Consider the following 24,951-nt stretch of genomic DNA (forward strand, 5'->3'; position numbering starts at 1 on the left):
TTGGAATTATTGCAGGGCGAGGAGTTCCACCGGTGTTTCCGATGCCAGAAAAACCGAAGCCCGCTACTGCGGGCTTCGATCTGGAGGCGCCAGGAACAGCCTCAGGCCTTGCGGGTCAGCTGCCGATGCACCGACAGCATTGCCCCGAACAGGCCCAGCAGGGCGCTCACGGCCAGCAGCAGCGCGATGGCCATGGGGCTGGGCAGGGCCAGCTGGAATTCCGACGCATACAGGTGCGCAAAGTCGAGGATGGCCGCATTGAGCGGTTGCTGTGCCGCCACCACCAGCCCCAGCGCCACCAGTCCCGCGCATCCGCCCAGCAGCGCGCCGGTGTAATAGAAGGGCCGGTAGATGAAGGAATTGGTCGCCCCGAACAGGCGCGACACCTCGATCTCGTCGCGCTGCGTCATCACCTGCAGGCGGATCGTATTGAACACCACCGCCACCACCACCGCACCCAGCGTAATGCCGAGGAACAGCAGCACCAGCCGCAGGATGCGCAGCAACGCCGCCAGCCGCTTGACCCATTCCGAGTCGATCTGCACCGTATCCACGCCGGCCTGCTTCTTCAGTTGCTGCGCGATGTCATCGACGCGGCCGGCATTCATGGCGTTCTCGAAGCCTGGCAGGCGCACCACGAAGCTGTCCGGCAGCGGATTGCTGCCCAGGGTATTGAGCACATCGGCCAGGCCGGTCTTGCTCTTCAAGGCATCGAAGGCCTTCTCGCGCGGGATGAACTCGACCTTGCCGTTGGTATTGCCGTCCTTCAACACCTGGTTGATGGTCTTGCCCACTGCCAGCGCAGCATCGCGGCTGGCCTCGGGTTTCATGAAGATGCTGATTTCCGGCTCCACCGACATCTGGTCCGAGATCGGGCGCACGTTTTCCAGCGCCGAGAGGCCCGCAAAGGGCAGCGCCAGCGCTATCGAGACCACCAGCACGTTGAGCACGAAGTTGCCCGGCGAGCGCAGCAGGTGGCGCAAGGCGTCGGCGATGGCGGCGAAATGCTGTCCCAACCAGTTCATGGCGATACCTCCACCGGATTGGCCACGCCGTTGTGCCAGCCATCGACGATGCGGCCACGGTCCAGGTAGACGATGCGGTCGGCACCGGTCAGGAATTGCTCATCATGGGTCGAGATCAGGCAGGTCACGCCCACGCCATGGAAGGATTTCAGGGCCGCCAGCACCTTGTTGGCATTGGCGCGGTCCAGGTTGGCCGTCGGTTCGTCGGCCAGAATGATCTGCGGACGGTTGACGATGGCCCGTGCAATGGCCACCCGCTGCTGCTCGCCACCGGACAGTTCCAGCGGTTCGCACATGGCCTTGTTTAGCAGGTCCACCTTGTCCAGCGCGGCGCGGGCGCGCTTTTCGGCGTCCTGGCGCGAGGAACCGGTGACGATCAGCGGCAGCATCACGTTGGCCAGCAGGTTGCGGTCCAGCAGCAGCTTCTGCTGCTGGAAGATCAACCCCAGATTGCGGCGCAGGTAGGGCAGGCCGGAAGCCTTGATGCCACCGATGTCGGTGCCGTTGACGCTCAGCTTGCCCGCCGTGGGGCGCTCGATGGCCGCGATCATCTTCAGCAGCGTCGATTTTCCGGCGCCCGAAGGGCCGGCCAGGAAGATCAATTCGCCCTTCTTTACCGACAGCGTGATGTCGCGCAGGGCGTAGACCTCGCGCGCGTATTGCTTGGAAACCCGGGTAAATTCAATCATCAGTTCAGCTCAGGAGGGCATCGACGAATTCGGTGGCGTTGAATGGTTGCAGGTCTTCGATCTTTTCGCCCACACCGATGAAATACAGCGGCACCGGGCGGGTCTTGGCGATGGCGGCCAGGATACCGCCCTTGGCGGTGCCGTCCAGCTTGGTCACCACCAGGCCGGTCAGCCCCAGCGCATCATCGAAGGCCTTGACCTGGGCCAGCGCATTCTGGCCGGTGTTGCCGTCGATGACCAGCAGCACTTCATGGGGGGCCGAACTCATCGCCTTGGCAATGACCCGCTTGATCTTCTTGAGTTCATCCATCAGGTGCAATTGCGTGGGCAGGCGGCCGGCGGTATCGACCATCACCACATGCGTGCCGCGCGCCTGCGCCGAATGCACCGAGTCATAGGCCACCGCAGCCGGATCACCGGATTCCTGCGCGATCACCTGCACATTGTTGCGCTCGCCCCAGACAGCCAGCTGCTCGCGGGCGGCGGCGCGGAAGGTGTCGCCGGCGGCCAGCAGTACCGACTGCCCATGGGCCTGCAGGTGCAAGGCCAGCTTGCCGATGGTGGTAGTCTTGCCGGCACCGTTGACGCCGGCGATCATCATCACCAGCGGCTTCTCGCGGCCCAGCACCAGTGGACGCTGCAGCGGTTGCAGCAGGTCGATCAGCAGCGTGCGCAAGGCAGTACGCACCTGGGCGGCTTCGGTCAGGCGCTCGGCCTTGACCTTCTTCTTCAGTTCGTCCAGCAGCCACTGGGTGGCCTCGACACCAGCGTCCGACACCAGCAGTGCCGATTCCAGTTCTTCGTAGAGATCGTCATCGATGCGCGCTCCCACGAACAGGGTGGTGAGATTGCTGGACGTCTTGGACAGCCCCGCCTTCAGGCGCGACAGCCAGGAACGCTTGACCTCCGGTTCCGGCTCGGGTGCGGCGACGATCTCGGCTTCTTCCTCGGCCGTATCCTCGACGGGGGCAACTGCCTCGGGCAGCACTGGCGGCGCAGGGGCCGCGGTAGAAGCCGCTACGGGCGCGACTGCGGGTGCAGACACCATCGGCGCGGTTGCAACGGGAGCAGCAGGTGAGACGGGGGCTGCCGGTACGGGCTCTACCGGAGTGGGGGCCGGCTGCGGCGCCGCTTCGGGCTGGGGCGGCAGCGCGGGCTGCGCTTCCGGTTTGGGTTTTCTCTTGAAGAAACTGAACATCGGATGGCGATAGGCTGGATTCGGGCTGCGGCCGGGGCGGGAAGGCGGGAGGGGAGGCGCGCATGGCTGTCCTGACAACCGCAGTGGACAGGTTACAATTGCCCTTCCACAAGACCCGCGCATGGCCGCCAGGGTCAATGAATCCAGCATTTTATCAGAGCACAGCCCATGAATTTGAAGATCAGAGCCCTTCTCGCCACTGCCCTCTTCAGCCTGCTGGCCGGTGGCGTCACCCCGGCACAGGCCGAGCCGGCACGCGAATTCGTGCTCGGCAATGGCATGAAGGTGGTGGTCAAGGAAGACCGGCGCGCGCCCACGGCGGTGCAGATGGTCTGGTACAAGGTCGGTGCGGTCGACGAGTTCAACGGCACCACCGGTGTCTCCCACGCGCTGGAACACATGATGTTCAAGGGCACCCGCAACCACAAGGTGGGCGAGTTCAGCCGCCTGGTGGCCGAACTGGGCGGGCAGGAAAATGCCTTCACCGCCAATGACTACACCGCCTACTTCCAGCAGATCGAGAAGAGCCACCTGGAAAAGGTCATGGCCCTGGAAGCCGACCGCATGGCCAACCTGCAATTCGACGCCAACGAATTCGCCAAGGAAATCCGCGTCATCATGGAAGAGCGCCGCTGGCGCACCGATGACCAGCCCATGGGCCTCCTGAATGAAGCCCTCAACGCCGCCGCCTGGACCGCCCATCCCTACCACCATCCGGTGATCGGCTGGATGGATGACCTGCAGCACATGACGGTGCAGGACATCGCCAGCTGGTACCGTCAGTGGTATGCCCCCAACAACGCCACCCTGGTGGTGGCCGGCGACGTCGATGCCCAGCGCGTGCTGGCGCTGGCCAAGAAGTATTTCGGCAAGATTCCCTCCCACGCCCTGCCACGCGGCCGGCCGCAGAACGAACCCCAGCAGATCGGCATGCGCCGCGTCACCGTCAAGGCCCCGGCCGAGAATCCCTATGTGGTGATGGCCTGGAAGGTGCCGGCCCTGCGCCAGGTGGAGCAGGACCAGGAAGCCTACGCCCTGGACGTGCTCTCTGCCGTCCTGGATGGCTATGACAACGCCCGCCTCACCGCGCAGCTGGTGCGCACCAGCAACCAGGCCACCTCCGTGGGCGCCAGCTACAGCGGCGTGGCACGTGGCCCGGTACTGTTCACGCTGGAAGGCAGCCCGGCCAATGGCGTCACCACCGAACAACTGGAAACCGTGCTGCGGGCCGAAGTCACCCGCATCGCCAGCGAGGGCGTCTCCGAACAGGAACTGCAGCGCGTGAAGACCCAGCTGATCGCCTCCCAGGTCTACAAGCGCGACTCCGTCTTCGGCCAGGCCATGGAAATCGGCATGCTGGAAACCGTCGGACTGGGCCAGAAGAACATCGACCGCATCATCGATCGCCTCAACAGCGTCACCGCCGCCCAGGTGCAGGAAGTGGCCCGCAAATACTTCGGCGATGACACCCTGACCGTGGCCACGCTGGTGCCGCTGCCGCTGGACGGCAAGAAGCCCGCGCCGCCACCGGCCGGGCTGTTGCACTGAGGCGCGTGCCGCCAGCGGCCACCGAGAGTCTTCCCAGTCCTTGCCGGAGGAAAACATGCCCGTCATCGTCGTCGCCAACCCCAAAGGGGGTGTCGGCAAGACCACCCTGGCCACCAACCTGGCCGGCTATTTCGCCAGCCAGGGCCATGGCGTCCTGCTGGGGGATATCGACCGCCAGCAGTCTTCACGCGCCTGGCTCGCCATCCGCCCGGAGCAGGCCCGTCCGATTGCCACCTGGGAAGTCAATGAAGACTACGTCGCCAAGCCCCCCAAGGGAACCAGCCACGTCGTGCTCGATACCCCGGCCGGGCTGCACGGCTGGCGCCTCAACGACGCCCTCAAGCTGGCCGACAAGGTACTGGTGCCGTTGCAGCCCTCGATCTTCGACATCCTCGCCACCCAGGACTTCCTGCGGCGGCTGGCCAGTGAAAGGGCGGTGCGCGAAGGCGAGATCGACGTCGGCATCGTCGGCATGCGGGTCGATGTCCGTACCCGCTCGGCCGAGCAGCTGCAGCGCTTCATCGAGGGCCTGAAACTGCCGGTGCTGGGTTATCTGCGCGACACCCAGAACTACGTCCAGCTGGCCGCGCACGGCCTGACGCTGTGGGATATCGCCCCCTCCCGCGTACAGCGCGATCTGGAGCAATGGCAGCCCATCCTGCAGTGGCTGGCCAGCGCCAAGGGCAATGAACAAGATGCACAACGCGGATGATCCGCAGGTTTCGATTCCAGGCTTCCATGAAAAAATACTTAGGTTTTCTCCTCCTTCCGCTGAGCCTGCTGAGCAGCGCCCCTGCTTCGGCAGCCCTGGCCATCCAGTCGTGGACCCAGCCCGACGGCGCCCGCGTACTGTTCGTGGCCAACCATTCCATCCCCATGCTGGACGTGAGCGTGCAATTCGACGCCGGCCAGCGCCGTGATCCCGCCGCCAAGGCCGGCCTGGCCGAACTGACCGTGGCCAGCCTCACGCGTGGCGTGGACGCCGGCCAGGGTGCTGATGGCGCCAATGCTGCCCTGTCCGAAGCGCAGATCCTGGATGGCTTCGCCGATGTCGCCGCCCAGCAGCAGGGCGGGGCCGGCCAGGACCGCGCCGGCGTGAGCCTGCGCACCCTGTCTGCCCCGGCCCAGCGCGACGTCGCATTAGGCCTGCTGGCGCGCATGCTGGCCCATCCCAGCTTCCCGCAGGCCGGCCTGGATCGCGACAAGGCCCTGGCCATCGCCAACATCAAGGAAGAACTGACCAAACCTGAAGCCATCGCCGAAAAAGCCTTCATGCAAGCGGCCTATGGTACGCACCCCTACGCCGTCGACGCGGATGAAGCCAGCCTGCAGGCCATCACCCGTGATGACCTGGTGGCCTTCCACCGCGCCCATTACGTGGCCAATCGCGCCGTCATCGCCCTGATCGGCGATATCACCGAAGCCCAGGCCCGTGCCATTGCCAGCGCGCTCACCCGCCAGTTGCCACAGGGTGCAGCCTTGCCGGCGCTGCCACCGGTGCCCACGCCTAAAGGGGGAGAAACGCGTATCGCCCATCCGGCCTCGCAATCCCATATCCTCATCGGCGCCCCGGCCCTGCAGCGTGGCGACAATGATTTCTTCGCGCTGACGGTGGGCAACTATGTGCTGGGCGGCGGCGGCTTCGTCTCGCGCCTGACCGACGAAGTGCGTGAAAAGCGCGGCCTGAGCTACAGCGTCTATAGCGGTTTCTCGCCACTGGCCCAGCCCGGTCCCTTCCAGATCGGCCTGCAGACCAAGAAGGAACAGACCGCCGAAGCATTGCGCGTGACCCGCGCCACGCTCGACAAATTCCTCCAGGACGGCCCCACCGCCGCCGAGCTCAAGGCCGCCAAGGACAACCTGGCCGGCGGTTTCGCGCTGCGCATCGACAGCAACGCCAAGTTGCTGGAAAACCTCTCGGTCATCGGCTTCTACGGCCTGCCGCTGGATTACCTGGACCACTGGATCGAACGCGTCCGCGCCGTCACCGTGCAGGACGTGCGCGCCGCCTTCCGCCGCCATGTGCAGCCGGCGCAGCTGTCCACGGTCATCGTCGGTGACGACGCCCGATAGAGGCTCAATAAGCAAGCTGTAAGGAAAGTCATGAGCAAGAGCAGTCCCCCCAAGTCCGCCCCACCGGGCAAGCCGCGCAAGCCCGTCAATCGCGGCCCGCACCAGGTCCGCATCATCGGCGGCCAGTGGAAGCGCACCCCGCTCCCGGTGCTGGATGCCGAAGGTCTGCGCCCCACGCCGGACCGCGTACGCGAAACCGTCTTCAACTGGATCACCCACCTGATCGATGGCGACTGGGCCCAGGTGGCCTGCCTGGACCTGTTCGCCGGCTCCGGCGCCCTTGGTTTCGAGGCCGCCAGCCGTGGCGCGCGTCGCGTGGTGATGGTGGAAAACAGCAGCCCGGCGGTACGCCAGCTGGAAGCCAATCGCGACAAGCTCAAGGCCGACGCCATCGCCATCCTGCGCGGCGACGCCCTGGCGGCCGCCCAGAATGCGGCCCAGCGCGAGCCCGGCTGCTACAGCCTGGTGTTCATCGACCCGCCGTATCACCAGGGCTGGCTGGAAAAAGTGTTGCCTGCCTGCATGACTTTGCTCACCCCATCCGGGCTGGTCTATGCCGAAGCCGAATTCCCGCTCGACGGCGACGATGCCCCGGCGTGGATGCAAGACTGGGAAGTGGTCCGCGCCGACAAGGCCGGCATGGTCTTCTATCATTTATTGCAACGCAAAAGCAGTGCCCGAATTGAGGCATAATGCGCCTTCTGATTGAATAGCCGGTGAGGAGACACCATGGTCACAGCTGTATATCCAGGGACATTCGATCCGTTGACGCGTGGGCATGAGGACCTGGTCCGCCGCGCTTCCGGATTGTTCGACAAGCTGGTCGTGGGCGTAGCCGACAGCAAAAACAAGAAACCCTTCTTTTCGCTCGAAGAGCGTCTGTCGATCGCCAATGAAGTGCTGGGCCACTATCCCAATGTCCAGGTGGAGAGTTTCTCCGGCCTGCTGAAGGATTTCGTGCGCCAGAACAATGCCCGCGTCATCGTGCGCGGCCTGCGCGCGGTGTCCGACTTCGAGTATGAATTCCAGATGGCGGGGATGAACCGCTACCTGCTGCCGGACGTCGAGACGCTGTTCCTGACGCCCTCCGACCAGTACCAGTTCATCTCCGGCACCATCGTGCGCGAGATCGCTCAGCTGGGCGGGGACGTCTCCAAGTTCGTCTTTCCTTCGGTCGAGAAGTGGCTCAAGGAAAAGATCGCCAAGCAATAAGGCCAGGCGATCCACAAGAGGTAAAGGTAGGGCAATGATGTTTCAAGCAAGCGAGGTGCGGCAATGGCACTGATGATTACCGACGATTGCATCAACTGCGACGTCTGCGAACCGGAATGCCCCAACGAGGCCATCTACATGGGTCCGCAGATCTACGAGATCGATCCGGACAAGTGTACCGAGTGCGTCGGTCACTTCGAGGAGCCGCAGTGCCAGCAGGTCTGCCCGGTGGCCTGCATCCCCTTCAACCCGGCCTGGCGTGAAAGCCGCGAGCAGTTGATGGAAAAGTACGAGCGCCTGCAGGCCGGGGCCAAGGCTTCCTGATTCCATTCCCGCCGTCCTTTCCGAGATGCCGTTCAGTGTCGCGCTGAACGGCATTTTGGTTTTGTGGATGCGCATGGAAAACACCATAGGCCAGGCTTGATACCGGCTATCGGCAGGCACAGATCGGCCCCGGTGCAGACAATGCCAGACTCGTGCCAGCCTCAGATTCATCCGCCCGGTATTCATCCACCCGGCTTCATCCTGCTACAACATGCATTCACTGCAAAAATCCGCCGTCGCCGCGCTGCTGCTCAATTCCACCCTCTGGGGCTTGTCCTGGACCGGCACGCGCGCGCTGGAAGGCATGGGCCTGCATCCGGTATGGGCCACGGCCGCCATCTTCAGCGCCTGCGCACTGCTGCTGGTGCTGCTGCGCTGGCGTGAGCTGCCGCAACTGTGGCGCCACCCGACGCTGTGGTGCGTGGGCCTGGCCACGGGCCTGACCAACTGTTCCTTTAACGTCGCGGTGGCCTATGGCGATGTAGTGCGGGTGATCCTGCTGTTCTACCTGATGCCGATCTGGACCGTGATCCTGGCGCGCCTGGTCCTGCACGAAGCCATCACCTCGCGCTCCCTGGCCCGGGTGGCACTGGGCCTGGGCGGCGCCTTCATCGTGCTCTATCAGCCGCGCCTGGGCCTGCCGCTGCCGCAGAGCCTGCCGGACTGGATGGCCGTGCTCTCCGGTCTGCTGTTTGCCATCACCAACGTCTTGCTGCGGCGCCTGCACGGACTTTCCGATGGCGCCCGCGCCGTCGCCATGCTGGCCGGTAGCGGTGTATTGGCGGGTCTGTTGGGTGTGGGGTTGTCCCTGGCCGGCATGATCGCATGGCCGCTGCACGTGCCGGTGGCTGCGTGGCCGGTGGTCGGGCTGTGGGCAGTGCTGTTCCTGGTATCGAACCTGTGTCTGCAATATGGGGTGGCGCGCCTGCCGGCCAACATCACGGCCGTGATCATGCTGGCCGAAATCCTGGTGGCCAGCAGTTCGGCCTGGCTGCTGGGCGCGGCCGGCCTGCGTGCGCAGGACATCGTGGGCGGTATCCTTATTCTGGCCGCACCCTGGATCGTGCGCGACCGTCGGCCTGCCGTGCAGCCGGCCTGATCAGTCCGCCGGCGCCAGCATCACGCGGTTGCGGCCGGCTTCCTTGGCCTGGTACAGCGCCTGGTCGGCCGCCTTGAGCATGGACTGCTTGACCTCGCCCGCCGGCCGGCTGCGGTCCGGCGGCGACAGCGAGGCCGCGCCGATGGAGGCACTGATCTTCAAAGGATCGCGCGAGCCCTCGATCATCACACCCCGGCTGCAGATGCCGGCACGGATACGCTCGGCGATGCGGGCTGCATCGTCCCGGGTGGCATGCGTGAGCAGCACTACGAATTCCTCGCCGCCGAAGCGCCCCAGCGCATCCGACAGGCGCAGCTCCTTCTTGATCCGCGCCGCTACCTCGCGCAACACATCATCCCCGCTCTGGTGACCGAATTGGTCGTTGACCCGCTTGAAATGGTCGATGTCGATGAACAGGCAGGACAGGGCCGAGCGGTCGCGCTGGCTGCGCGCCACTTCTTCCTGCATGCGCTGCTCGATGTAGCGGCGGTTGTTCACGCCGGTCAGCGGATCGGTCAGGCCGATGTGCTTCAGGCGTTCATTGTTGATGACGTTTTCCAGGCAGACCGCGGCGATGGTGGCCAGCCGTTCGATGAAATCGGTGGCCAGCGAACGGGTGAATCGCTCGCTGTAGGCGCTGCCCAGCGACAGGTAGCCCAGCAGCCGATGCTGGCGTACCAGCGGCAGCACCGCCACGCTGACCGGCTGATAGTGCGGGAACAAGGGGCCATGCAGCGCCGGCACGTATTCGCCCAGGCGCGGCTTGTCCTCGGGCAGGGCATGCTGGTCGTCGATGAAGGCCAGCGGGCGCGTCAGGAACAGCAGCTTAGGGAATTCGTTCACGCCGATCTGCAGGTCGCGCAGGATGCGCTGGATCGCGTAATCGCCGTCGATCAACGACAGGGTCACCGTCTCCAGGCTGAACACCCCCGGCATCACGGTCAGCATTACATCGATCAGTTCGCGGAATTCGCTGGCGCCGATCAGCTTGAGGTCGAACGCCTGATGGCGCTCGATGATGGACTGGTTGATGTGTGCCTGCTGCAGCAGGTCCTGCAGTTCAGCCCGCAGTTGTTCGTTGTCGGCAATCAGTGATTCCATAGCGATGGTCGATCTCATGTGCTCATCTGCATTTTCCGGCACCCGGCCGGCCCCTTGCCCCGACCGGTCGCCCGGCCTCCCAGCGGCCGGTTGCGCTTGTGGCGGCCGGCCTTGCTCTCATGCAATATATCGACAGCATCGGCGCCGGCTTGATGCTGCCGCGCCTGATTTTTTACCAGCAAGAAACGTTCCTGTCCCGCTGCCTGCTCAGGCCGCCTGCGGCGCGAAGAAGCGTGTCCCCATCTCATCCAGGCCCAGCGTGCGCAACACTTCCTGCAGGCGCTCGGCCGGACGGCGGCGCGGCAGGTCGCGGTATTGGGCGATGATCAATTCATTCTTCATCGAATGTTCCCAGCCCACCAGTTCGGTCACGCTGACCTTGTAGCCATGCGCTTCCAGTTGCAGGCAGCGCAGCACATTGGTGACCTGGCTGCCGAATTCGCGGGTATGCAGCGGATGGCGCCAGATTTCGGTCAGCGAATTGGCCAGCGACTTGCCCTTGTTGCGGTTCAGGACCGAGGCCACCTCGGCCTGGCAGCACGGCACCAGGACGATGAATTTCGCCTGTTTGGCCAGCGCGAAATGGATGGCGTCGTCGGTGGCGGTGTCGCAGGCATGCAGGGCGGTCACCACGTCGATGCGCTCCGGCAGGCTGGGCGAGCTGATCGAATCGGCCACCGACAGGTTGAGGAAGGACATGCCGCCAAAACCCAGACGCGCCGCCAGTTCCTCGGACTTGCGCACCAGTTCTTCGCGGGTCTCGATGCCGTAGATGCGCGGCGCACCGGCCAGCGCCTTGAAGAACAGGTCGTACAGGATGAAACCGAGGTAGGACTTGCCCGCGCCATGGTCCACCAGGCTCACGTCCGGATGGTCGGCCAGCACTTCCTGCAGCAGCGGTTCGATGAACTGGTAGAGGTGATAGACCTGCTTGAGCTTGCGGCGGCTGTCCTGGTTCAGCTTGCCGTCGCGGGTCAGGATGTGCAGTTCCTTGAGCAGTTCGATGGACTGGCCGGGACGGATCTCATGCGCCTGCGGCGCAGTGTCGGCATGGCCGGTGGCATTGGCTGCACCGGCGGCGTCGGCGGGTTTGCCACGGCGCTTGTCGCGGCCGGGGGCGCTGGGGGCTTGCTTGCTCATGGTGCTGCACTGGCGAAGAGCCGGCGCGGAGCCGGCGGGTTGGAATCGGGGGGCGGGACGGGTGGCGCGCGTGCGGGTACAAGTGCAAGTCCAACAAGTGCGCAGCCAGGGCCTGCCGTGGCCGGGCATTTTACCCGATCCCGATGTCAAGCTCGTGAAGTGTCGTCGCCGCGCCAAGCCCTGTTGTCAGCCTGAAAACATCCCTGCCCAGGGTCGCAGACTGGCAGTGAATTCAGCGCCCGCTGAACACCGCTGCCCGTTTCTGCTGGAAGGCCGCGATGCCCTCCTGGCGATCGGCACTGGCGGCCATCAGCGAAAAGGACTTGCGCTCCAGCAGCAGCCCGGCCTCCAGCCCCAGTTCGAAGGATTGCAGCATGGCCTCCTTGGCCAGGCGCACCGCCAGCGGCGATTTCTGCGCAATGATGGTGGCCAGCGCCAGGGTGCGGCCCAGGGTGTCGGCATCGTCCACCACCTCGGCCACCAGGCCGGCGCGCAGGGCCTCCTCGGCCGCGATGAATTCCCCCGACAGCACCATCTTCATCGCCAGCGGCTTGCCCACCGTGCGGATCAGGCGCTGCGTGCCACCGGCGCCGGGCAGGGTGCCGACATTGATTTCCGGCTGGCCGATGCGGGCGCCGCGCCCGGCGATGGCGATGTCGGCATGCATCAGCAGTTCACAGCCGGCCCCCAGCGCATAGCCGTTCACCGCCGCCAGCAGCGGTTTGGGGAAACGGGCGATGGTGCGCCAGTACTGGGCACGCACATCGAGCTGGGTGGCGATGGCGTCCTTCTGGATCATTTCGTTGAGATCGGCGCCGGCGGCGAAGGCCTGCTCGTTGCCACTGATCACCACCGCCCGCACGCTGTCGTCGATTTCGGCGCGCGCCAGTTCGCCGGCGATTTCCCGCAGGCTCTGGTTGCGCAGGGCATTGCGCAGCGCCGGCCGGTTCAGGCGCAGATGCAGCACGTGCGGCCCATGCCGCGCCACCAGGATGTCTTCCGGTTCTGGCTGCGCCGACATCAGGCCACCCTCTCGATCACCAGCGCGATCCCTTGCCCCACGCCGATGCACATGGTGCAGAGCGCATAGCGGCCGCCGCTGCGTTCCAGCTGGTTGATGGCCGTGGTCACCAGACGCGCACCCGAAGCGCCCAGCGGATGGCCGATGGCGATGGCGCCGCCATTCGGGTTGACGTGGGCGGCATCGTCCGGCAAGCCGAGCGCACGCATCACCGCCAGCCCCTGTGCGGCAAAGGCTTCGTTGAGTTCGATCACGTCCATCTGCGCCAGCGTCAGGCCCACTTGCGCCAGCACTTTGCGCACCGCCGGCGCCGGGCCGAAGCCCATGATCCGTGGCGCCACCCCGGCACTGGCCATGCCCAGCACGCGGGCGCGTGGCCGCATGCGGTAGCGGTCGACCGTCTTGGCCGAGGCCAGCAGCAGCGCGCAGGCACCGTCGTTGACGCCGGACGCATTGCCGGCGGTGACCGTGCCGTCGGGCCGCACCACGCCCTTGAGCCGGGACAGCGTTGCCAGCGTGGTCTCGGGGCGCGGATGTTCGTCGGTGGCCACGAGCAGCGGATCGCCCTTCTTCTGCGGGATCGCCAGCGGCGCGATCTCTCCCGCGAAGAAGCCGTTCGCCTGCGCCGCGGCCCAGCGATGCTGGCTGCGCAGGGCGAAGGCGTCCTGGTCGGCGCGGGCGATGCCGAATTCCGCGGCCACGTTCTCGGCCGTCTCCGGCATGGAGTCGATGCCGTGCAATGCCTGCATCAGCGGATTGACGAAACGCCAGCCGATGGTGGTGTCGAAGATCGCCGCGCTACGCGAGAAGGCAGTGTCGGCCTTGCCCATCACGAAGGGTGCGCGCGTCATGCTCTCCACGCCACCGGCAATCATCAACTGCACCTCGCCGGAGCGGATGGCGCGGGCGGCCATGCCCACCGCATCCAGGCTGGAGCCGCACAGGCGGTTGATGGTGGTACCCGGTACCTCCAGTGGCAGGCCCGCCAGCAGCCCCGCCATGCGGGCCACGTTGCGGTTGTCCTCGCCAGCCTGGTTGGCGCAACCGTAGAGGATGTCGTCGACCTGGCCCCAGTCCACGCCGGGATTGCGCGCCATCAGGCTGCGTATCGGTGCGGCTGCCAGGTCGTCGGCGCGCACCGCGCCCAATGCGCCGCCGTAGCGGCCGAAGGGTGTGCGGATGGCGTCACAGATGAATGCGTCCATGTGTTTTCTCGTCGCTTGTGTCGTGAAGTTGCAGGGTTCAGGCCGGCACGGCCGGGGAAGAGGTGGCCGCTCCCAAGGCGGGCGCGCCCTCGTTCTTCCTGCGGTTGTCGATCACGCGCCGGGCCTTGCCCACCGAGGAACGTTCGATCATGCCCGCCGGCACCACGGTGACCTTGGTGGAGATGCCCACATAGGTCTTGATGCTGTGCTGCAGCTCCTTCTCCAGTGCCTCCACATGTTCGATGGAGGCATCCTCGCGCAGTTCGGCGAAGACGCACATGCTGTCCATGTGACCATGGCGCTCGATCTGCAACTGGTATTGCGGCGCCAGTTGCGGCAACTTCAGGATCAGCTCCTCGATCTGGGTCGGGAACACATTCACCCCGCGGATGATGAGCATGTCATCCGAGCGCCCGGTGATCTTGCCGATGCGGCGCATCGAGCGCGAGGTCGGCGGCAGCAGGCGTGTCAGGTCACGGGTGCGATAGCGGATCATCGGGAGTGCCTCCTTCGACAGCGAGGTAAAGACCAGTTCGCCCTCCTCGCCATCGGGCAGCACTTCCCCGGTATCGGGATCGATGATTTCCGGATAGAAGTGGTCTTCCCAGATCACCGGGCCATCCTTGCTCTCGATGCATTCGCTGGCCACGCCCGGCCCCATCACCTCCGACAGGCCATAGATGTCCACTGCATCGATGCCGGCGCGTTGCTGGATTTCACCGCGCATGGCATCGGTCCAGGGCTCGGCACCGAAGATGCCGACCCGCAGCGAACTGGCCGCCGGGTCCAGACCCTGGCGCTGGAATTCCTCGATCACGTTGAGCATGTAGGAGGGCGTGACCATGATGATGCTGGGCTTGAAGTCGCGGATTAGCTGCACCTGCTTCTCGGTCTGACCGCCCGACATGGGGATGACGGTGCAGCCCAGTTTTTCCGCACCGTAGTGGGCGCCCAGGCCGCCCGTGAACAGGCCGTAGCCATAGGAAATCTGCACGATGTCGCCACGCCGGCCGCCGGCTGCCCGGATCGAGCGCGCCACCACGGTGGCCCAGGTATCGATGTCGTTGCGCGTATAGCCGACCACCGTGGGCTTGCCAGTGGTACCGCTGGAAGCATGCACCCGCACCACCTGCTCGCGCGGTACCGCGAACAGGCCGAAGGGATAGTGGTCGCGCAAGTCCTTCTTGCTGGTGAAGGGGAAACGGGCCAGGTCCGCCAGGCTCTTCAGGTCGTCCGGATGCACGCCGGCCTGGTCGAAGGCGTGGCGATAGTGCGGCACATTGTCGTAGGCATGCCGGAGCGACCACTTTAAACGCTGCAGTTGCAGTGCCTGCAGTTCGTCGCGGCTGGCGGTCTCGATGGCGTCCAGCTCGCCGGGTTGGGGATTGCGGGTGGTCATGCTCGTCTCCAGTCTCGTTGTCGTTGTTCGGGATCTCTGGTTCTGGTGGTGCGGTGGTGCTGCCGTAGATGCGGCTGTAGGTGCGGCTGTAGGTGCGGCCGTAGGTGCGACCGGGTGGGGTCAAGGCGCGGCATGCAGGCCGGCGATCACCTCTCCCTTGATGCGATAGGACTTGCCCCGGAACAGCGCGATCAGCTTGCCGTCCTGGTTGTTCACGGTGATGTCGTAGACACCGGTGCGCCCGCTCAGCGAGCGTTCCTGCGCCTCGGCGGTCAGCACATCGTTGCGCAGGGCCGGTGCCACGTATTCGATGCTGCACCCCGATGCCACGGTGTTGAGGTTACGGCTGTTGCAGGCGAACGCAAAGCAGCTGTCGGCCAGTGCAAAGATGAAGCCGCCGTGACAGGTGGCATGGCCGTTGAGCATGTCGCTGCGCACCAGCATGCTCATGCGTGCGCGGCCCGGCGCGATGTCCAGGATCTTCATGCCCAGTCCCTGGGAAGCGTTGTCGCGCGGGTACATGGCCTGGGCCGTAGCCTCGGCCAGGGTTTGCGGGTCCGTCCCCGTGTCCGGGGTGCAGGTGGGAAGTGCGGTCTCATTCATGGAATTTCCTCTTCGCGGCTTGCAGGCGTTGCAGCAGCGGCGAGACGCGGTAGCGGTCTTCGCCATAGGTGGCGCTGAGCCGTTGCAGCACCTTGACCACGTTATCCACACCGATTGCATTGGCCCATTCCAGCGGTCCTCGCGGATAGTTCAAGCCCTTCTGCATGGCCATGTCGGCGTCGGCGGCGCTGCACACGCCCTGGTTGACGGCATCGGCGGCTTCGTTGATCAGCATGCAGACGGTGCGCATGACGATCATCCCCGGCACATCGTCCATCGGCGAGAGTGCGAAGCTGCAGGCCTGCAATACCCCGGCCACGGCCTGATAGGCGCGCGGGCTGCACTGGTCGGACCGGGTCACCGCCAGCCGGCTGGTGGTGGCATAGTCCAGCGCCAGGTCCACCAGCACCACGTCAGGCATGTCGTAGTCGTAGGATTGCTGGGTGGCGGTGCGCCCTTCGGTGACGTACAGCCGACCGGGGCCAGCCTTCAGGAGCAGGTTGTCGGCACGTGCCCCATGGTATTCAACATGGCCCTTCTTGTAGCGCTTCCGGATGACTTCCACCAGCGGATGGGAGCCGAAGATCTGCAGTGCCACCGGGGGCGTGCTGCAGGGCAGCTCGTCCTCGATCGGAGGCGGTACGTGCTCCGGACCGTGATGATAGAAACCGCGCCCGGTCTTGCGGCCGAGGTGGCCGGCGTGTACCAGTTCCTGCTGGATCAGCGACGGCGTGAAGCGCGGATCATTGAAGCAGGCCTGGAACACCGATTGGGTGACCGCGAAATTGATATCGTGGCCGATCAGGTCCATCAGCTCGAACGGCCCCATGCGAAAACCACCGGATTCGCGCATCACGGCATCGAGAGTGGCCGGCTGGGATGCCCGCTCATTGAGTACCCGCAGGCCTTCGGCGTAGTACGGACGGGCCAGGCGATTGACGATGAAGCCGGGTGTGGAACTGGCAAACACCGGCGTCTTGCCCCAGGCGAGGGCGGTGTCGTGCACGCATTGCACCACGGCGGCGTCGCTGGCCAGGCCGCGGATGACTTCCACCAGCTCCATCTGCGGCACCGGGTTGAAGAAATGCATGCCGATCAGGCGCTGCGGGTGGCGCAGCGAGGCAGCGATGCGCGTGATCGAGATCGACGAGGTATTGCTGGCCAGGATGCATTCCGGGCTGACGATGTCTTCCAGCTTGCCGAACAGTTCCTGCTTGGCCGGCAACTGCTCGACGATGGCTTCGATCACCAGTCCGGCACAGGCCAGCTCCTGCAATGAAGTGGCCGGCGCCAGGCAGTCGTTGGCCTTCTCGGCCTGCTCCCTGGTGATCTTTCCCCGGCTGGCCAGGCGGTCCAGGCCGAGGCGGATGCTGGCGATGGCACGGGCGCAGGCACCTTCGCCGCTGTCGTAGATCAGCACGGGGTACCCGGCGGTGGCCGCGACCTGGGCGATGCCGGCGCCCATGGTGCCGCCGCCGACTACGGCAACGGTGGTGTCCACGGGTAGCGCCCGCGCTCCCGGTTGCGACTGTGGCGCCAGTCGCGACCGTTGCGTGACGCGTAGATATTTCGGTGTGCGTTCTGCCTCCATCTCACTGCCCCGTAAAGTGTGGCGCACGCTTTTCCTGGAAGGCGGCCACGCCCTCCCGGTAATCACGGCTATGGCCGAGGGTGCGCATGGTGTCGCGCTCCAGGTCCAGTTGCTGTTCCAGCGTGTGCGCCGGGCTACGGTACAGGGTGGCCTTGGTCGCGGCCAGACCCAGGGTAGGCGCGCTGGCGAAATGACGGGCCATGGCGCGGGCCTGTTCCATCAGCTGTGCATCGTCCACGCATTTCCAGATCAGCCCCCATTGCTCGGCCTGTTCGGCGCTGATCTTCTCGCCCAGCAGCGCCATGCCCATGGCGCGCGCGGTGCCGACCAGGCGCGGCAGGAAATAGGTGCCGCCGGTATCGGGGATGAGCCCCAGCTTGCAGAACACTTCGACGAAGCTGGCCGAGCGTGCCGCGATCACGATATCGCAGGCCAGCGGCAGGTTGGCGCCGGCCCCCGCGGCGACGCCATTGACGGCGCAGATCACCGGAAAGCGCAGGGCGCGCAGCGATTTCACCAGCGGGGCGTAATACTGATCGATGGAGTGGCCCAGGTCGACGCCGGCGCTGCCTTCGTCACCGGGCTTGACGGCGCGGTCGCCCAGGTCCTGGCCGGCGCAGAAACCGCGTCCGGCGCCGGTCAGCAGCAGCACGCGCACCTCGGGATCGGCTTTCAGCTTGTCGATGGCCTCGCGCAGTTCCAGATGCATCGCCACCGTGAAGCTGTTGAGTTTGTCGGGACGATTGAGGGTGATGACGGCAACGCCGTCCTGTTTCTCGAAGAGGATGGTTTGATAGCTCATGGCATGGAGGGAGGAAGAATCAGTAGGCCCGGATCAGTTGTCCTGGTCGAAGTCCAGCAACAGCTTGTCGGTGACCGGGAAGGACTGGCAGCTCAGGACGAAGCCACGGGCGATCTCGTAGTCTTCCAGCGCGTAGTTGGCGTCCATGTCGACCTTGCCCTCCACCACCTTGCAGCGACAGGTGGCGCATACGCCACCCTTGCAGGAGTGGCGCAGGTCGATGCCGCTCTTGAGGCCGGCTTCCAGCACCGACTCCTTTTCCTTGTCCATGGTGAAGACATTGTGGGTGCCGTCCACGATCACCGTCACCTCGCACTGGCTGCTGCCGATCACCGGACGCGCAGCGTGGTTGCGCGCCGGCACGCTGGCGGCGAACAGTTCGGTCTTGATCTGCGACTTTGGCAGGCCGTGCGCCTGCAGCGATTCGCCGATGGCGTCCACCATCTGCTGCGGGCCACACAGGAAGGCGGCATCGATATCGTCCAGCCTGATCCAAGACGCCAGGAAGGCATCGCACTTGGCGCGATCGATGCGGCCATTGAACAATTCCACATCCTGCTGCTCACGGCTCATCACGTAGACCACGTTCAGGCGGTCCAGGTAGCTGTCCTTGAGATCGCTCAGTTCGTCCTTGAAGATCACCGAGGACGACGCGCGGTTGGCATAGACCAGCGTGAACCGGCTGCGCGGCTCGGTCAGCAGGGTGGTCTTGATGATGGACATCATCGGCGTGATGCCGCTGCCCGCGGCAAAGGCCAGGTAGTGCTTGCGGTTGGCCGCATCCAGCGGCACATTGAACTGCCCCATGGGCGGCATGACCTCGATCTGCTGGCCGGCCTGCAGGTGGTCATTGGCCCAGTTGGAAAACAGCCCGCCCGGTGCGCGCTTGATGGCCACCCGCAGGCGCCTTTCCTGCACGGCCGAACAGATCGAGTAGGAGCGGCGCAGTTCCTCGCCATTGACCTGCGAGCGCAGCGTCAGGTGCTGGCCCGGCAGGTAGGAAAAGCTGTCCTGCAATTCGCCGGGAACGGCGAAGGAGACCACGATGGTGTCGCGCGTATCCTGCTTCACGCTGTCGATGGTCAGTGGATAGAATTTGCTCATGTTGTTGTGCCTTCTGTCATGTTCTGGGTGGGACCGGGTGCCACGCTGCGGTCCGGTTCAGTGGGCCTTGAAATAGTCGAATGGCTCACGGCAGTCCTTGCACTGGTACAGCGCCTTGCACGAGGTCGAACCGAACTGGCTCACGCACACGGTCTGCGTCGATCCGCAGTGCGGGCAGGGCACTTTCGGCGCGGCGTGACGCTGCGGGCTGATACCGCCGATGTCGATCACCTGTTGTGCCGGCGGGGCAATGCCGTAGTGGTTCAGGTTGCGGCGGCCTTTCTCGCTCATCCAGTCGGTGTTCCACGCTGGTGCCAGCTGGGTGCGCACACTGACCTGGGCGACACCATGCTGCTGCAGCGTGCTCACGATGTCTGCTGCGATCACGCCCATGGCCGGGCAGCCGGAGTAGGTGGGCGTGATCACCACCGTGCAGTGCATCTGCTGCGCCGGGTCGCGCTGCAATTGCACCGCACGCACGATGCCCAGGTCGACCACCGAGATCGCCGGGATCTCGGGATCGGCGATCTGGTCCAGCCAGTGCCAGATCTGCGCTTGCAGCGCCTCCAGATCGCTCTCCGCCTGCGCGGGAAGCGGCCTGGCCTGGATTGCCGGGCTCACGCTCACCACGCCGCTCCGGGATAGCTGCGCTGCAGGAACTGCATTTCCGCCAGCAGGTAGCCGAGATGTTCGGTATGCCGGCCCTGCTTGCCGCCGCTCTGCATCCACAGTCCGGTCGCCGGGATGCGCAGGGTGGCCAGCTGCAGGACCTCGGTCACATGCTGCTGCCACTTCTGCTGCAGTTCATCCAGGGCAGGCGCCAGGCCCTGCTGCTGCATCGCCGTGTCCAGCGCGTCGGGCGTGAACAGTTCACCGGTGTACATCCACAGGTTGTCGATGGCGACCTGCATGCGGCGGTGGCTTTCCTCGGTGCCATCGCCCAGGCGGATCACCAGGTCCGTGCTCCGGCGCACGTGGTAGGTCACCTCCTTCAAGCACTTCTGGGCGATCTCGACGATGCGGGCATCGTCGGACTGGCACAGGCCCTGCAGCAGGAAGTAGTGCCACACATCGAACAGGAACTGGCGCGCCAGCGTATCGGCATAGCTGCCGTTGGGCAGCTCCACCAGCAGCAGGTTGTGGAACTGGTGGGCGTCGCGCAGGAAGGCCAACTGGTCTTCGCTGCGGCCCTGTCCCTCCAGCTCGCCGGCGTAGCTCAGCCACAGGCGGGCCTGGCCGATCAGGTCCAGCGAGACGTTGATCAGGGCCATGTCCTCTTCCAGCGCCGGCCCCTTGCCGCACCATTCGGAGAGGCGTTGCGAGAGCACCAGGACGTTGTCGCCCAGGCGTCGCACGTAATCGGTTTTGCTTGTCATGTCGGGCTCCGGTTCAGAGGTTCTTCAGTTCGGCCGGCATGGGAAAGAAGGTCGGGTGGCGATAGACCTTGCTGTTGGACGGCTCGAACAGCGGCGCCTTGTCACCCGGGCAGGAGGAGACGATATCGGCGGCGCGCACCACCCAGATGCCCACGCCCTCGTTGCGGCGGGTGTAGACATCGCGGGCATTGTTGATGGCCATCTCGCCATCGGGGGCGTGCAGGCTGCCGACGTGTTTATGGGCCAGACCGTGCTGGCTGCGGATGAAGACTTCCCAGAGAGGCCATTCCTTGCTCATGATCGATTTCCTTGTTGGCGGGCCGCGCAGGGGGCGGCCACTGGCATTGTTGTGAATTGAAGCGAAAGGGATTGAAGATCGGACAGTCGACGGATCAGGCGGCCTTGCGGGTGGCCTGTTTGTCGGCGTGCGCCACCAGGGCATCGCGGAACCAGGCACCGTCCTCGTAGGCCTGCCTGCGGGTAGACAGGCGCTCGCGGTTGCAGGGGCCATTGCCGCGCACGACGTTGTGGAATTCGTCCCAGTCGACCTGGCCGAAGTCGTAGCGACCGCGTTCTTCGTTCCACTTCAGATCGGGGTCGGGCACGGTCAGGCCCAGGTATTCGATCTGCGGAATGGTCTGGTCGACCATGCGCTGGCGCAGTTCATCATTGGAGAACAGCTTGATGCGCCACTGCATCGATTGCGCGCTGTGCACCGAGGTCGCGTCGGACGGGCCGAACATCATCAGTGCCGGCCACCACCAGCGGTTCAGCGCATCCTGCGCCATCTGCTTTTGCTCGGGGGTGCCACGACACAGCGCCAGCATGATGTCGTAGCCCTGGCGGGCGTGGAAGGATTCTTCCTTGCACACCCGCACCATGGCACGCGAGTAGGGACCGAAGGAACAGCGGCACAGCGGAATCTGGTTGATGATGGCCGAGCCATCCACCAGCCAGCCAATGGCACCCATGTCGGCCCAGTTCAGGGCCGGGTAGTTGAAGATGCTGGAATACTTGGCACGACCGGCGTGCAATTCGGCCAGCAGGTCTTCGCGGGATACACCTAGGGTCTCGGCGGCGCTGTACAGGTACAGGCCATGGCCGGCCTCGTCCTGGATCTTGGCCAGCAGGATGGCCTTGCGTTGCAGCGTGGGCGCACGCGTGACCCAGTTGCCCTCGGGCAGCTGGCCGACGATTTCCGAGTGCGCGTGCTGCGAGATCTGGCGTACCAGGGTCTTGCGATACGCCTCCGGCATCCAGTCCTTGGGCTCGATCTTGACGCCCGCATCGATGCGCGCCTGGAACGCCAGTTCTTCCGGCGACATCTCCTCGGCTTTGCGCACCTGGGTCAGGCCGGTGTCTACCATCTGTGCATACATGGTACTTCTCCGTGAAAGGGTTGCACGCTGAGCGACGGGCGAACGAGGTCCTGACCGCATCGGCCCGCTTCAGGTGGGTGAAACAAAAAAGCTAAAAAGCTGAAAAAACTGCTGAATCGAAAATCGGTAAAACTGTCCTGTCGCAGCGCTACGCGCGCCTGGCGGCGATCAAGGGCTGGACCCGGGGCGCGGCAAGGGCCGGCCGGTTCTCCTCGATCTCGCTCAACGGGCTGACCTCGCGCAGACTGCGCAGGCTGCGCCGGGTCAGGTCGTGATACGTGCTGGTGCCGGCCTGCTTCCAGGCCATCTCCTCGGGCGAGAGTTCGCGCACCACCTTGGCCGGCAGGCCTGCCACCAGCGTGCGTGGCGGCACCTGCATGCCGGCCCGCACGAAGGCACAGGCCGCCACGATGGCCTGCTCGCCCACCACCGCTTCATCCATGACCACCGCGTTCATGCCTACCAGCGCATCGCGTTGCACGGTGCAGCTGTGCAGCACCGCGCCGTGGCCGATGTGGCCGTTTTCCCCGACCAGCGTGTCGTGACCGGGAAAACCGTGGATCACGCAGGTGTCCTGCACGTTGGCGCCACGCTGCAGCACGATGCGACCGAAGTCGCCGCGCAGGCAGGCCGCCGGGCCGACATAGCAATCGGCACCGACGATGACGTCGCCGATCAGTACCGCCGTGGGATGCACATAGGCCGTGGGGTGGACCACCGGAATCACATCTTCGATTGCATAGCTGGGCACCGCGTCTCCTTGTGCAGCGGCCCTTGCCGGGCTGCGCCGCCTTGTCGTTGCAGCGAAACTTGCTGGCTTGTCCGCTACTTTCTTCCTGGCTGAAGGCGGGAAAAAAGCATTTGCCTGTCGCTGTTTTTTAGGGAATAATAATTTCGACCGACCGGTTGGTCAATAATGTTTTTGAAGTTTTTCCTGACCGGTATCGGAAAGTTCGGGATGCACCGATGGTCGGGCAGGGCAGCTGGAGAGGTCGGACGCTGTGCTGGTTGCAGATGTTGCGTAGATGTTTCGTAAGAGTTTTGATTTACGGCACAATCATGACTTTGCGGAAATATCAAAGAGGACGCACTTATGCCACGCAAGCGTGCAGCGGGATACGACAACCAGCGCGAGACCATCATCGAACAGGCGGCAGCCTTGTTCGCGCGCAACGGTTTCGCCGGCACATCGATGAATGAAGTGGCACTGGCATGTGGCCTGTCCAAGGCCTCGCTGTATCACTACTACACCGACAAGCATCAACTGTTGATGACCATCTGCGAAGGCCATATCGACCGCCTGTGCGCTCTGGTCGATGAGGTGGCACAGCAGGACCTGCCACCCGAGCCACGCCTGCGCCTGCTGATCCAGCGCTTCGTGGAGGAATACCGCGACGCCCAGAACGAGCATCGCGTGCTGACCGAGGACGTGCGCTTCCTGGCGCCGGAGGACCAGGAAAGCATCCTGGCCGGCGAACGCAAGGTGGTCAGGGCAGTGGCCGATGCCATGTGCGCGGTGCGCCCGGAGCTGGATCGCAGTCGCATGGCCAAGCCGCTGGCGATGCTTCTGTTCGGCATGATCAACTGGATGTTCATGTGGCTCAAGCCCGATGGCGAGCTGACCCATGAGCGCATGGCGGTGGTCGTGTCCGATCTGTTGTTCGGTGGTATCGGCGCCGTGGGCCTGGACGGCGTCCCCAGGAAGAAACGATGACGTGAGCCCTTGATCGGTCGCGTCATTGCAGGCATGCACACCACAATGACAACACCATCAAGGAGACTCCATGCCGTACCGCTTGCCCTCTATTTGTCCACCTCGACTGCCGTTTTTCCGTCCGCTGTTTGCACTGGCCCTGGCCGGCTGCATGCACCTCGCTCACGCCGACATCAACGTCGGCGTCACCGTCTCCACCACCGGTCCGGCCGCCTCGCTGGGCATTCCGGAGAAGAACACCATCGCGCTGCTGCCGACCACCATCGCCGGGCAGAAGATCAACTACATCGTCCTCGACGACGCCTCCGACACCACGCAGGCGGTCAAGAATGCACGCCGCTTCGTCACCGAAAACAATGTCGATGTCATCGTCGGTTCTTCCGTCAGCCCCAACTCGATCTCGATGATCGAGGTCGCGGCCGAAGCGCAGACGCCGATGATCTCGCTGGCCGCGGCCGCCCGCATCGTCGAGCCCATGGATGCCAAGAAGAAGTGGATCTTCAAGACCCCGCAGAATGACATCATGATGTCGCTGGCCATCGCCCGCGACATGGTGGCGCGGGGCTATCAGCGTGTGGCCTTCATCGGTTATGCCAATGCCTACGGTGAAGGCTGGTACGAGGAATTCAAGAAGGCCGCCGGACTCAAGAAACTGGAACTGGTGGCCAACGAACGCTTCGCTCCGACTGATACCTCGGCCACCGCACAAGCCCTGAAACTGGTGGCGGCCAAGCCGGATGCGATCCTCATCGCCGCCTCCGGCACCCCGGCCGTGGTCCCGCAGCGTGCTCTCAAGGAGCGTGGCTTCAAGGGCCAGATCTACCAGACCCATGGCGTGGCCAATGCCGACTACCTGCGGGTGGGCGGCAAGATGCTGGATGGCACCCTGCTGCCGGCCGGCCCGGTGCTGGTGGCGGCGCAACTGCCGGCTACCAATCCCATCCGCAAGGTAGCGCTGGACTATACCGCCCGCTATGAGGCCGCCCACGGCAAGGACAGTGTCTCCCTCTTCGGCGGTTATGCCTGGGATGCCGGCGTGCTGCTGCAATCAGCCATTCCCGTGGCGATGAAGCGTGCCAAGCCCGGTACCCCGGAGTTCCGCGCCGCCCTGCGCGACGCGCTGGAAGCCACCCGTGAAGTGACCGGCGTACACGGCGTCTACAACATGTCGGCCAGCGACCACCTGGGTCTGGACCAGCGCGCCTCGGTGATGGTCAAGATCGTCGATGGCGCCTGGCAATACCAGCCCTGATCCGCTTTGTAGGTCGGCCTCTTCAGGCCATTTGATTCCCATGCCGGCCATGCACCCGGGCTGACCTTCAGCCGGGTGCGCCAGCATCTTCACGTC

Annotated in this window: 26 protein-coding genes; 9 read left to right on the top strand and 17 right to left on the bottom strand. The window is 64.8% G+C overall.

Features of this window, described 5'->3' with window-relative positions:
- Window positions 1–101 precede the first annotated feature (101 nt).
- Genes ftsX through ftsY form a run of 3 tightly spaced genes read right to left on the bottom strand, consistent with a single transcriptional unit; the run spans window position 102 to window position 2,912 of the window.
- Window positions 102–1,025 (bottom strand): permease-like cell division protein FtsX, encoded by a 924-nt coding sequence (gene ftsX, locus ACEOAC_RS03760; protein WP_413444189.1) that lies wholly within the window; start codon window positions 1,023–1,025, stop codon window positions 102–104.
- On the bottom strand, window positions 1,022–1,714 hold the full coding sequence (locus ACEOAC_RS03765; RefSeq protein ID WP_413444190.1) for a cell division ATP-binding protein FtsE: 693 nt from the start codon (window positions 1,712–1,714) through the stop codon (window positions 1,022–1,024). The genes ftsX and ACEOAC_RS03765 overlap by 4 nt, the downstream gene beginning before the upstream one ends.
- Before the next feature lie 4 nt (window positions 1,715–1,718).
- On the bottom strand, window positions 1,719–2,912 hold the full coding sequence (gene ftsY, locus ACEOAC_RS03770; RefSeq protein WP_413444191.1) for a signal recognition particle-docking protein FtsY: 1,194 nt from the start codon (window positions 2,910–2,912) through the stop codon (window positions 1,719–1,721).
- Between the two features lie 168 nt (window positions 2,913–3,080).
- Here ftsY and ACEOAC_RS03775 point away from each other — a divergent pair, with 168 nt between their 5' ends.
- The 7 genes from ACEOAC_RS03775 to ACEOAC_RS03805 all read left to right on the top strand — a co-directional run bounded on the left by ACEOAC_RS03775 (window position 3,081) and on the right by ACEOAC_RS03805 (window position 9,168).
- Complete coding sequence (locus ACEOAC_RS03775; protein WP_413444192.1) at window positions 3,081–4,460, top strand: M16 family metallopeptidase; 1,380 nt, start codon at window positions 3,081–3,083, stop codon at window positions 4,458–4,460.
- A 55-nt stretch (window positions 4,461–4,515) separates the two neighbouring features.
- Complete coding sequence (locus ACEOAC_RS03780) at window positions 4,516–5,172, top strand: AAA family ATPase (RefSeq protein ID WP_413444193.1); 657 nt, start codon at window positions 4,516–4,518, stop codon at window positions 5,170–5,172.
- 26 nt (window positions 5,173–5,198) lie between these two features.
- The gene (locus ACEOAC_RS03785; RefSeq protein ID WP_413628697.1) at window positions 5,199–6,533 is read left to right on the top strand and encodes a M16 family metallopeptidase; all 1,335 of its coding nucleotides are present in this window, start codon (window positions 5,199–5,201) and stop codon (window positions 6,531–6,533) included.
- A 30-nt stretch (window positions 6,534–6,563) separates the two neighbouring features.
- Complete coding sequence (gene rsmD / locus ACEOAC_RS03790) at window positions 6,564–7,226, top strand: 16S rRNA (guanine(966)-N(2))-methyltransferase RsmD (RefSeq protein ID WP_413628698.1); 663 nt, start codon at window positions 6,564–6,566, stop codon at window positions 7,224–7,226.
- Window positions 7,227–7,262: 36 nt separating this feature from the next.
- Window positions 7,263–7,745, top strand: a complete 483-nt coding sequence (gene coaD / locus ACEOAC_RS03795) for a pantetheine-phosphate adenylyltransferase (RefSeq protein ID WP_006461533.1) — start codon at window positions 7,263–7,265, stop codon at window positions 7,743–7,745.
- Window positions 7,746–7,808: 63 nt separating this feature from the next.
- Window positions 7,809–8,069 carry a YfhL family 4Fe-4S dicluster ferredoxin gene (locus ACEOAC_RS03800; protein WP_102663732.1) on the top strand — a complete coding sequence of 87 codons (261 nt, stop codon included), beginning with the start codon at window positions 7,809–7,811 and terminating at the stop codon, window positions 8,067–8,069.
- Window positions 8,070–8,280: 211 nt separating this feature from the next.
- Window positions 8,281–9,168: a DMT family transporter gene (locus ACEOAC_RS03805; protein WP_413445451.1), complete on the top strand. Its 888-nt coding sequence runs from the start codon at window positions 8,281–8,283 to the stop codon at window positions 9,166–9,168.
- Here ACEOAC_RS03805 and ACEOAC_RS03810 read toward each other — a convergent pair whose 3' ends face one another.
- The 14 genes from ACEOAC_RS03810 to ACEOAC_RS03875 all read right to left on the bottom strand — a co-directional run bounded on the left by ACEOAC_RS03810 (window position 9,169) and on the right by ACEOAC_RS03875 (window position 22,640).
- Window positions 9,169–10,287 carry a sensor domain-containing diguanylate cyclase gene (locus ACEOAC_RS03810; protein ID WP_077236072.1) on the bottom strand — a complete coding sequence of 373 codons (1,119 nt, stop codon included), beginning with the start codon at window positions 10,285–10,287 and terminating at the stop codon, window positions 9,169–9,171.
- Window positions 10,288–10,476: 189 nt separating this feature from the next.
- Window positions 10,477–11,409 carry a class I SAM-dependent methyltransferase gene (locus ACEOAC_RS03815; protein ID WP_182993092.1) on the bottom strand — a complete coding sequence of 311 codons (933 nt, stop codon included), beginning with the start codon at window positions 11,407–11,409 and terminating at the stop codon, window positions 10,477–10,479.
- A gap of 232 nt (window positions 11,410–11,641) precedes the next feature.
- A complete protein-coding gene (locus ACEOAC_RS03820; RefSeq protein WP_413445904.1) occupies window positions 11,642–12,430 on the bottom strand; it encodes an enoyl-CoA hydratase-related protein in 789 nt (262 codons plus the stop codon).
- Window positions 12,430–13,635, bottom strand: a complete 1,206-nt coding sequence (pcaF, locus tag ACEOAC_RS03825; protein WP_413628699.1) for a 3-oxoadipyl-CoA thiolase — start codon at window positions 13,633–13,635, stop codon at window positions 12,430–12,432. The genes ACEOAC_RS03820 and pcaF overlap by 1 nt, the downstream gene beginning before the upstream one ends.
- A gap of 37 nt (window positions 13,636–13,672) precedes the next feature.
- Window positions 13,673–15,034 carry a phenylacetate--CoA ligase PaaK gene (paaK, locus tag ACEOAC_RS03830; RefSeq protein WP_234294714.1) on the bottom strand — a complete coding sequence of 454 codons (1,362 nt, stop codon included), beginning with the start codon at window positions 15,032–15,034 and terminating at the stop codon, window positions 13,673–13,675.
- A gap of 120 nt (window positions 15,035–15,154) precedes the next feature.
- The gene (gene paaI, locus ACEOAC_RS03835) at window positions 15,155–15,637 is read right to left on the bottom strand and encodes a hydroxyphenylacetyl-CoA thioesterase PaaI (protein ID WP_413444540.1); all 483 of its coding nucleotides are present in this window, start codon (window positions 15,635–15,637) and stop codon (window positions 15,155–15,157) included.
- On the bottom strand, window positions 15,630–17,102 hold the full coding sequence (locus ACEOAC_RS03840) for a 3-hydroxyacyl-CoA dehydrogenase (RefSeq protein WP_413444546.1): 1,473 nt from the start codon (window positions 17,100–17,102) through the stop codon (window positions 15,630–15,632). Before ACEOAC_RS03840 ends, paaI begins: the two co-directional genes overlap by 8 nt.
- Before the next feature lie 127 nt (window positions 17,103–17,229).
- A complete protein-coding gene (gene paaG / locus ACEOAC_RS03845) occupies window positions 17,230–18,030 on the bottom strand; it encodes a 2-(1,2-epoxy-1,2-dihydrophenyl)acetyl-CoA isomerase PaaG (RefSeq protein WP_006461543.1) in 801 nt (266 codons plus the stop codon).
- Between the two features lie 33 nt (window positions 18,031–18,063).
- Entirely contained in the window at window positions 18,064–19,134 is a 1,071-nt protein-coding gene (paaE, locus tag ACEOAC_RS03850) for a 1,2-phenylacetyl-CoA epoxidase subunit PaaE (RefSeq protein ID WP_102663741.1), read from the bottom strand.
- Between the two features lie 57 nt (window positions 19,135–19,191).
- Window positions 19,192–19,761, bottom strand: coding sequence for a 1,2-phenylacetyl-CoA epoxidase subunit PaaD (paaD, locus tag ACEOAC_RS03855; RefSeq protein WP_326491484.1), 570 nt, complete (start codon window positions 19,759–19,761; stop codon window positions 19,192–19,194).
- Window positions 19,758–20,510 carry a 1,2-phenylacetyl-CoA epoxidase subunit PaaC gene (gene paaC / locus ACEOAC_RS03860; RefSeq protein ID WP_413444541.1) on the bottom strand — a complete coding sequence of 251 codons (753 nt, stop codon included), beginning with the start codon at window positions 20,508–20,510 and terminating at the stop codon, window positions 19,758–19,760. Before paaC ends, paaD begins: the two co-directional genes overlap by 4 nt.
- A gap of 13 nt (window positions 20,511–20,523) precedes the next feature.
- Window positions 20,524–20,808: a 1,2-phenylacetyl-CoA epoxidase subunit PaaB gene (gene paaB, locus ACEOAC_RS03865; protein ID WP_413444542.1), complete on the bottom strand. Its 285-nt coding sequence runs from the start codon at window positions 20,806–20,808 to the stop codon at window positions 20,524–20,526.
- 94 nt (window positions 20,809–20,902) lie between these two features.
- Window positions 20,903–21,889 carry a 1,2-phenylacetyl-CoA epoxidase subunit PaaA gene (paaA, locus tag ACEOAC_RS03870; RefSeq protein WP_182993085.1) on the bottom strand — a complete coding sequence of 329 codons (987 nt, stop codon included), beginning with the start codon at window positions 21,887–21,889 and terminating at the stop codon, window positions 20,903–20,905.
- A 148-nt stretch (window positions 21,890–22,037) separates the two neighbouring features.
- Window positions 22,038–22,640, bottom strand: coding sequence for a phenylacetic acid degradation protein PaaY (locus tag ACEOAC_RS03875; protein WP_413444544.1), 603 nt, complete (start codon window positions 22,638–22,640; stop codon window positions 22,038–22,040).
- A 342-nt stretch (window positions 22,641–22,982) separates the two neighbouring features.
- On the opposite strand from ACEOAC_RS03875, the gene ACEOAC_RS03880 reads away from it, so the two are divergent.
- Complete coding sequence (locus ACEOAC_RS03880) at window positions 22,983–23,603, top strand: TetR/AcrR family transcriptional regulator (RefSeq protein ID WP_413444545.1); 621 nt, start codon at window positions 22,983–22,985, stop codon at window positions 23,601–23,603.
- Window positions 23,604–23,709: 106 nt separating this feature from the next.
- A complete protein-coding gene (locus ACEOAC_RS03885; RefSeq protein ID WP_413444547.1) occupies window positions 23,710–24,855 on the top strand; it encodes an ABC transporter substrate-binding protein in 1,146 nt (381 codons plus the stop codon).
- The last annotated feature ends 96 nt before the right edge of the window (window positions 24,856–24,951 follow it).

It is taken from the genome of Herbaspirillum frisingense, assembly GCF_047325095.1.
In the GTDB taxonomy this organism is placed as follows: domain Bacteria; phylum Pseudomonadota; class Gammaproteobacteria; order Burkholderiales; family Burkholderiaceae_D; genus Herbaspirillum; species Herbaspirillum frisingense.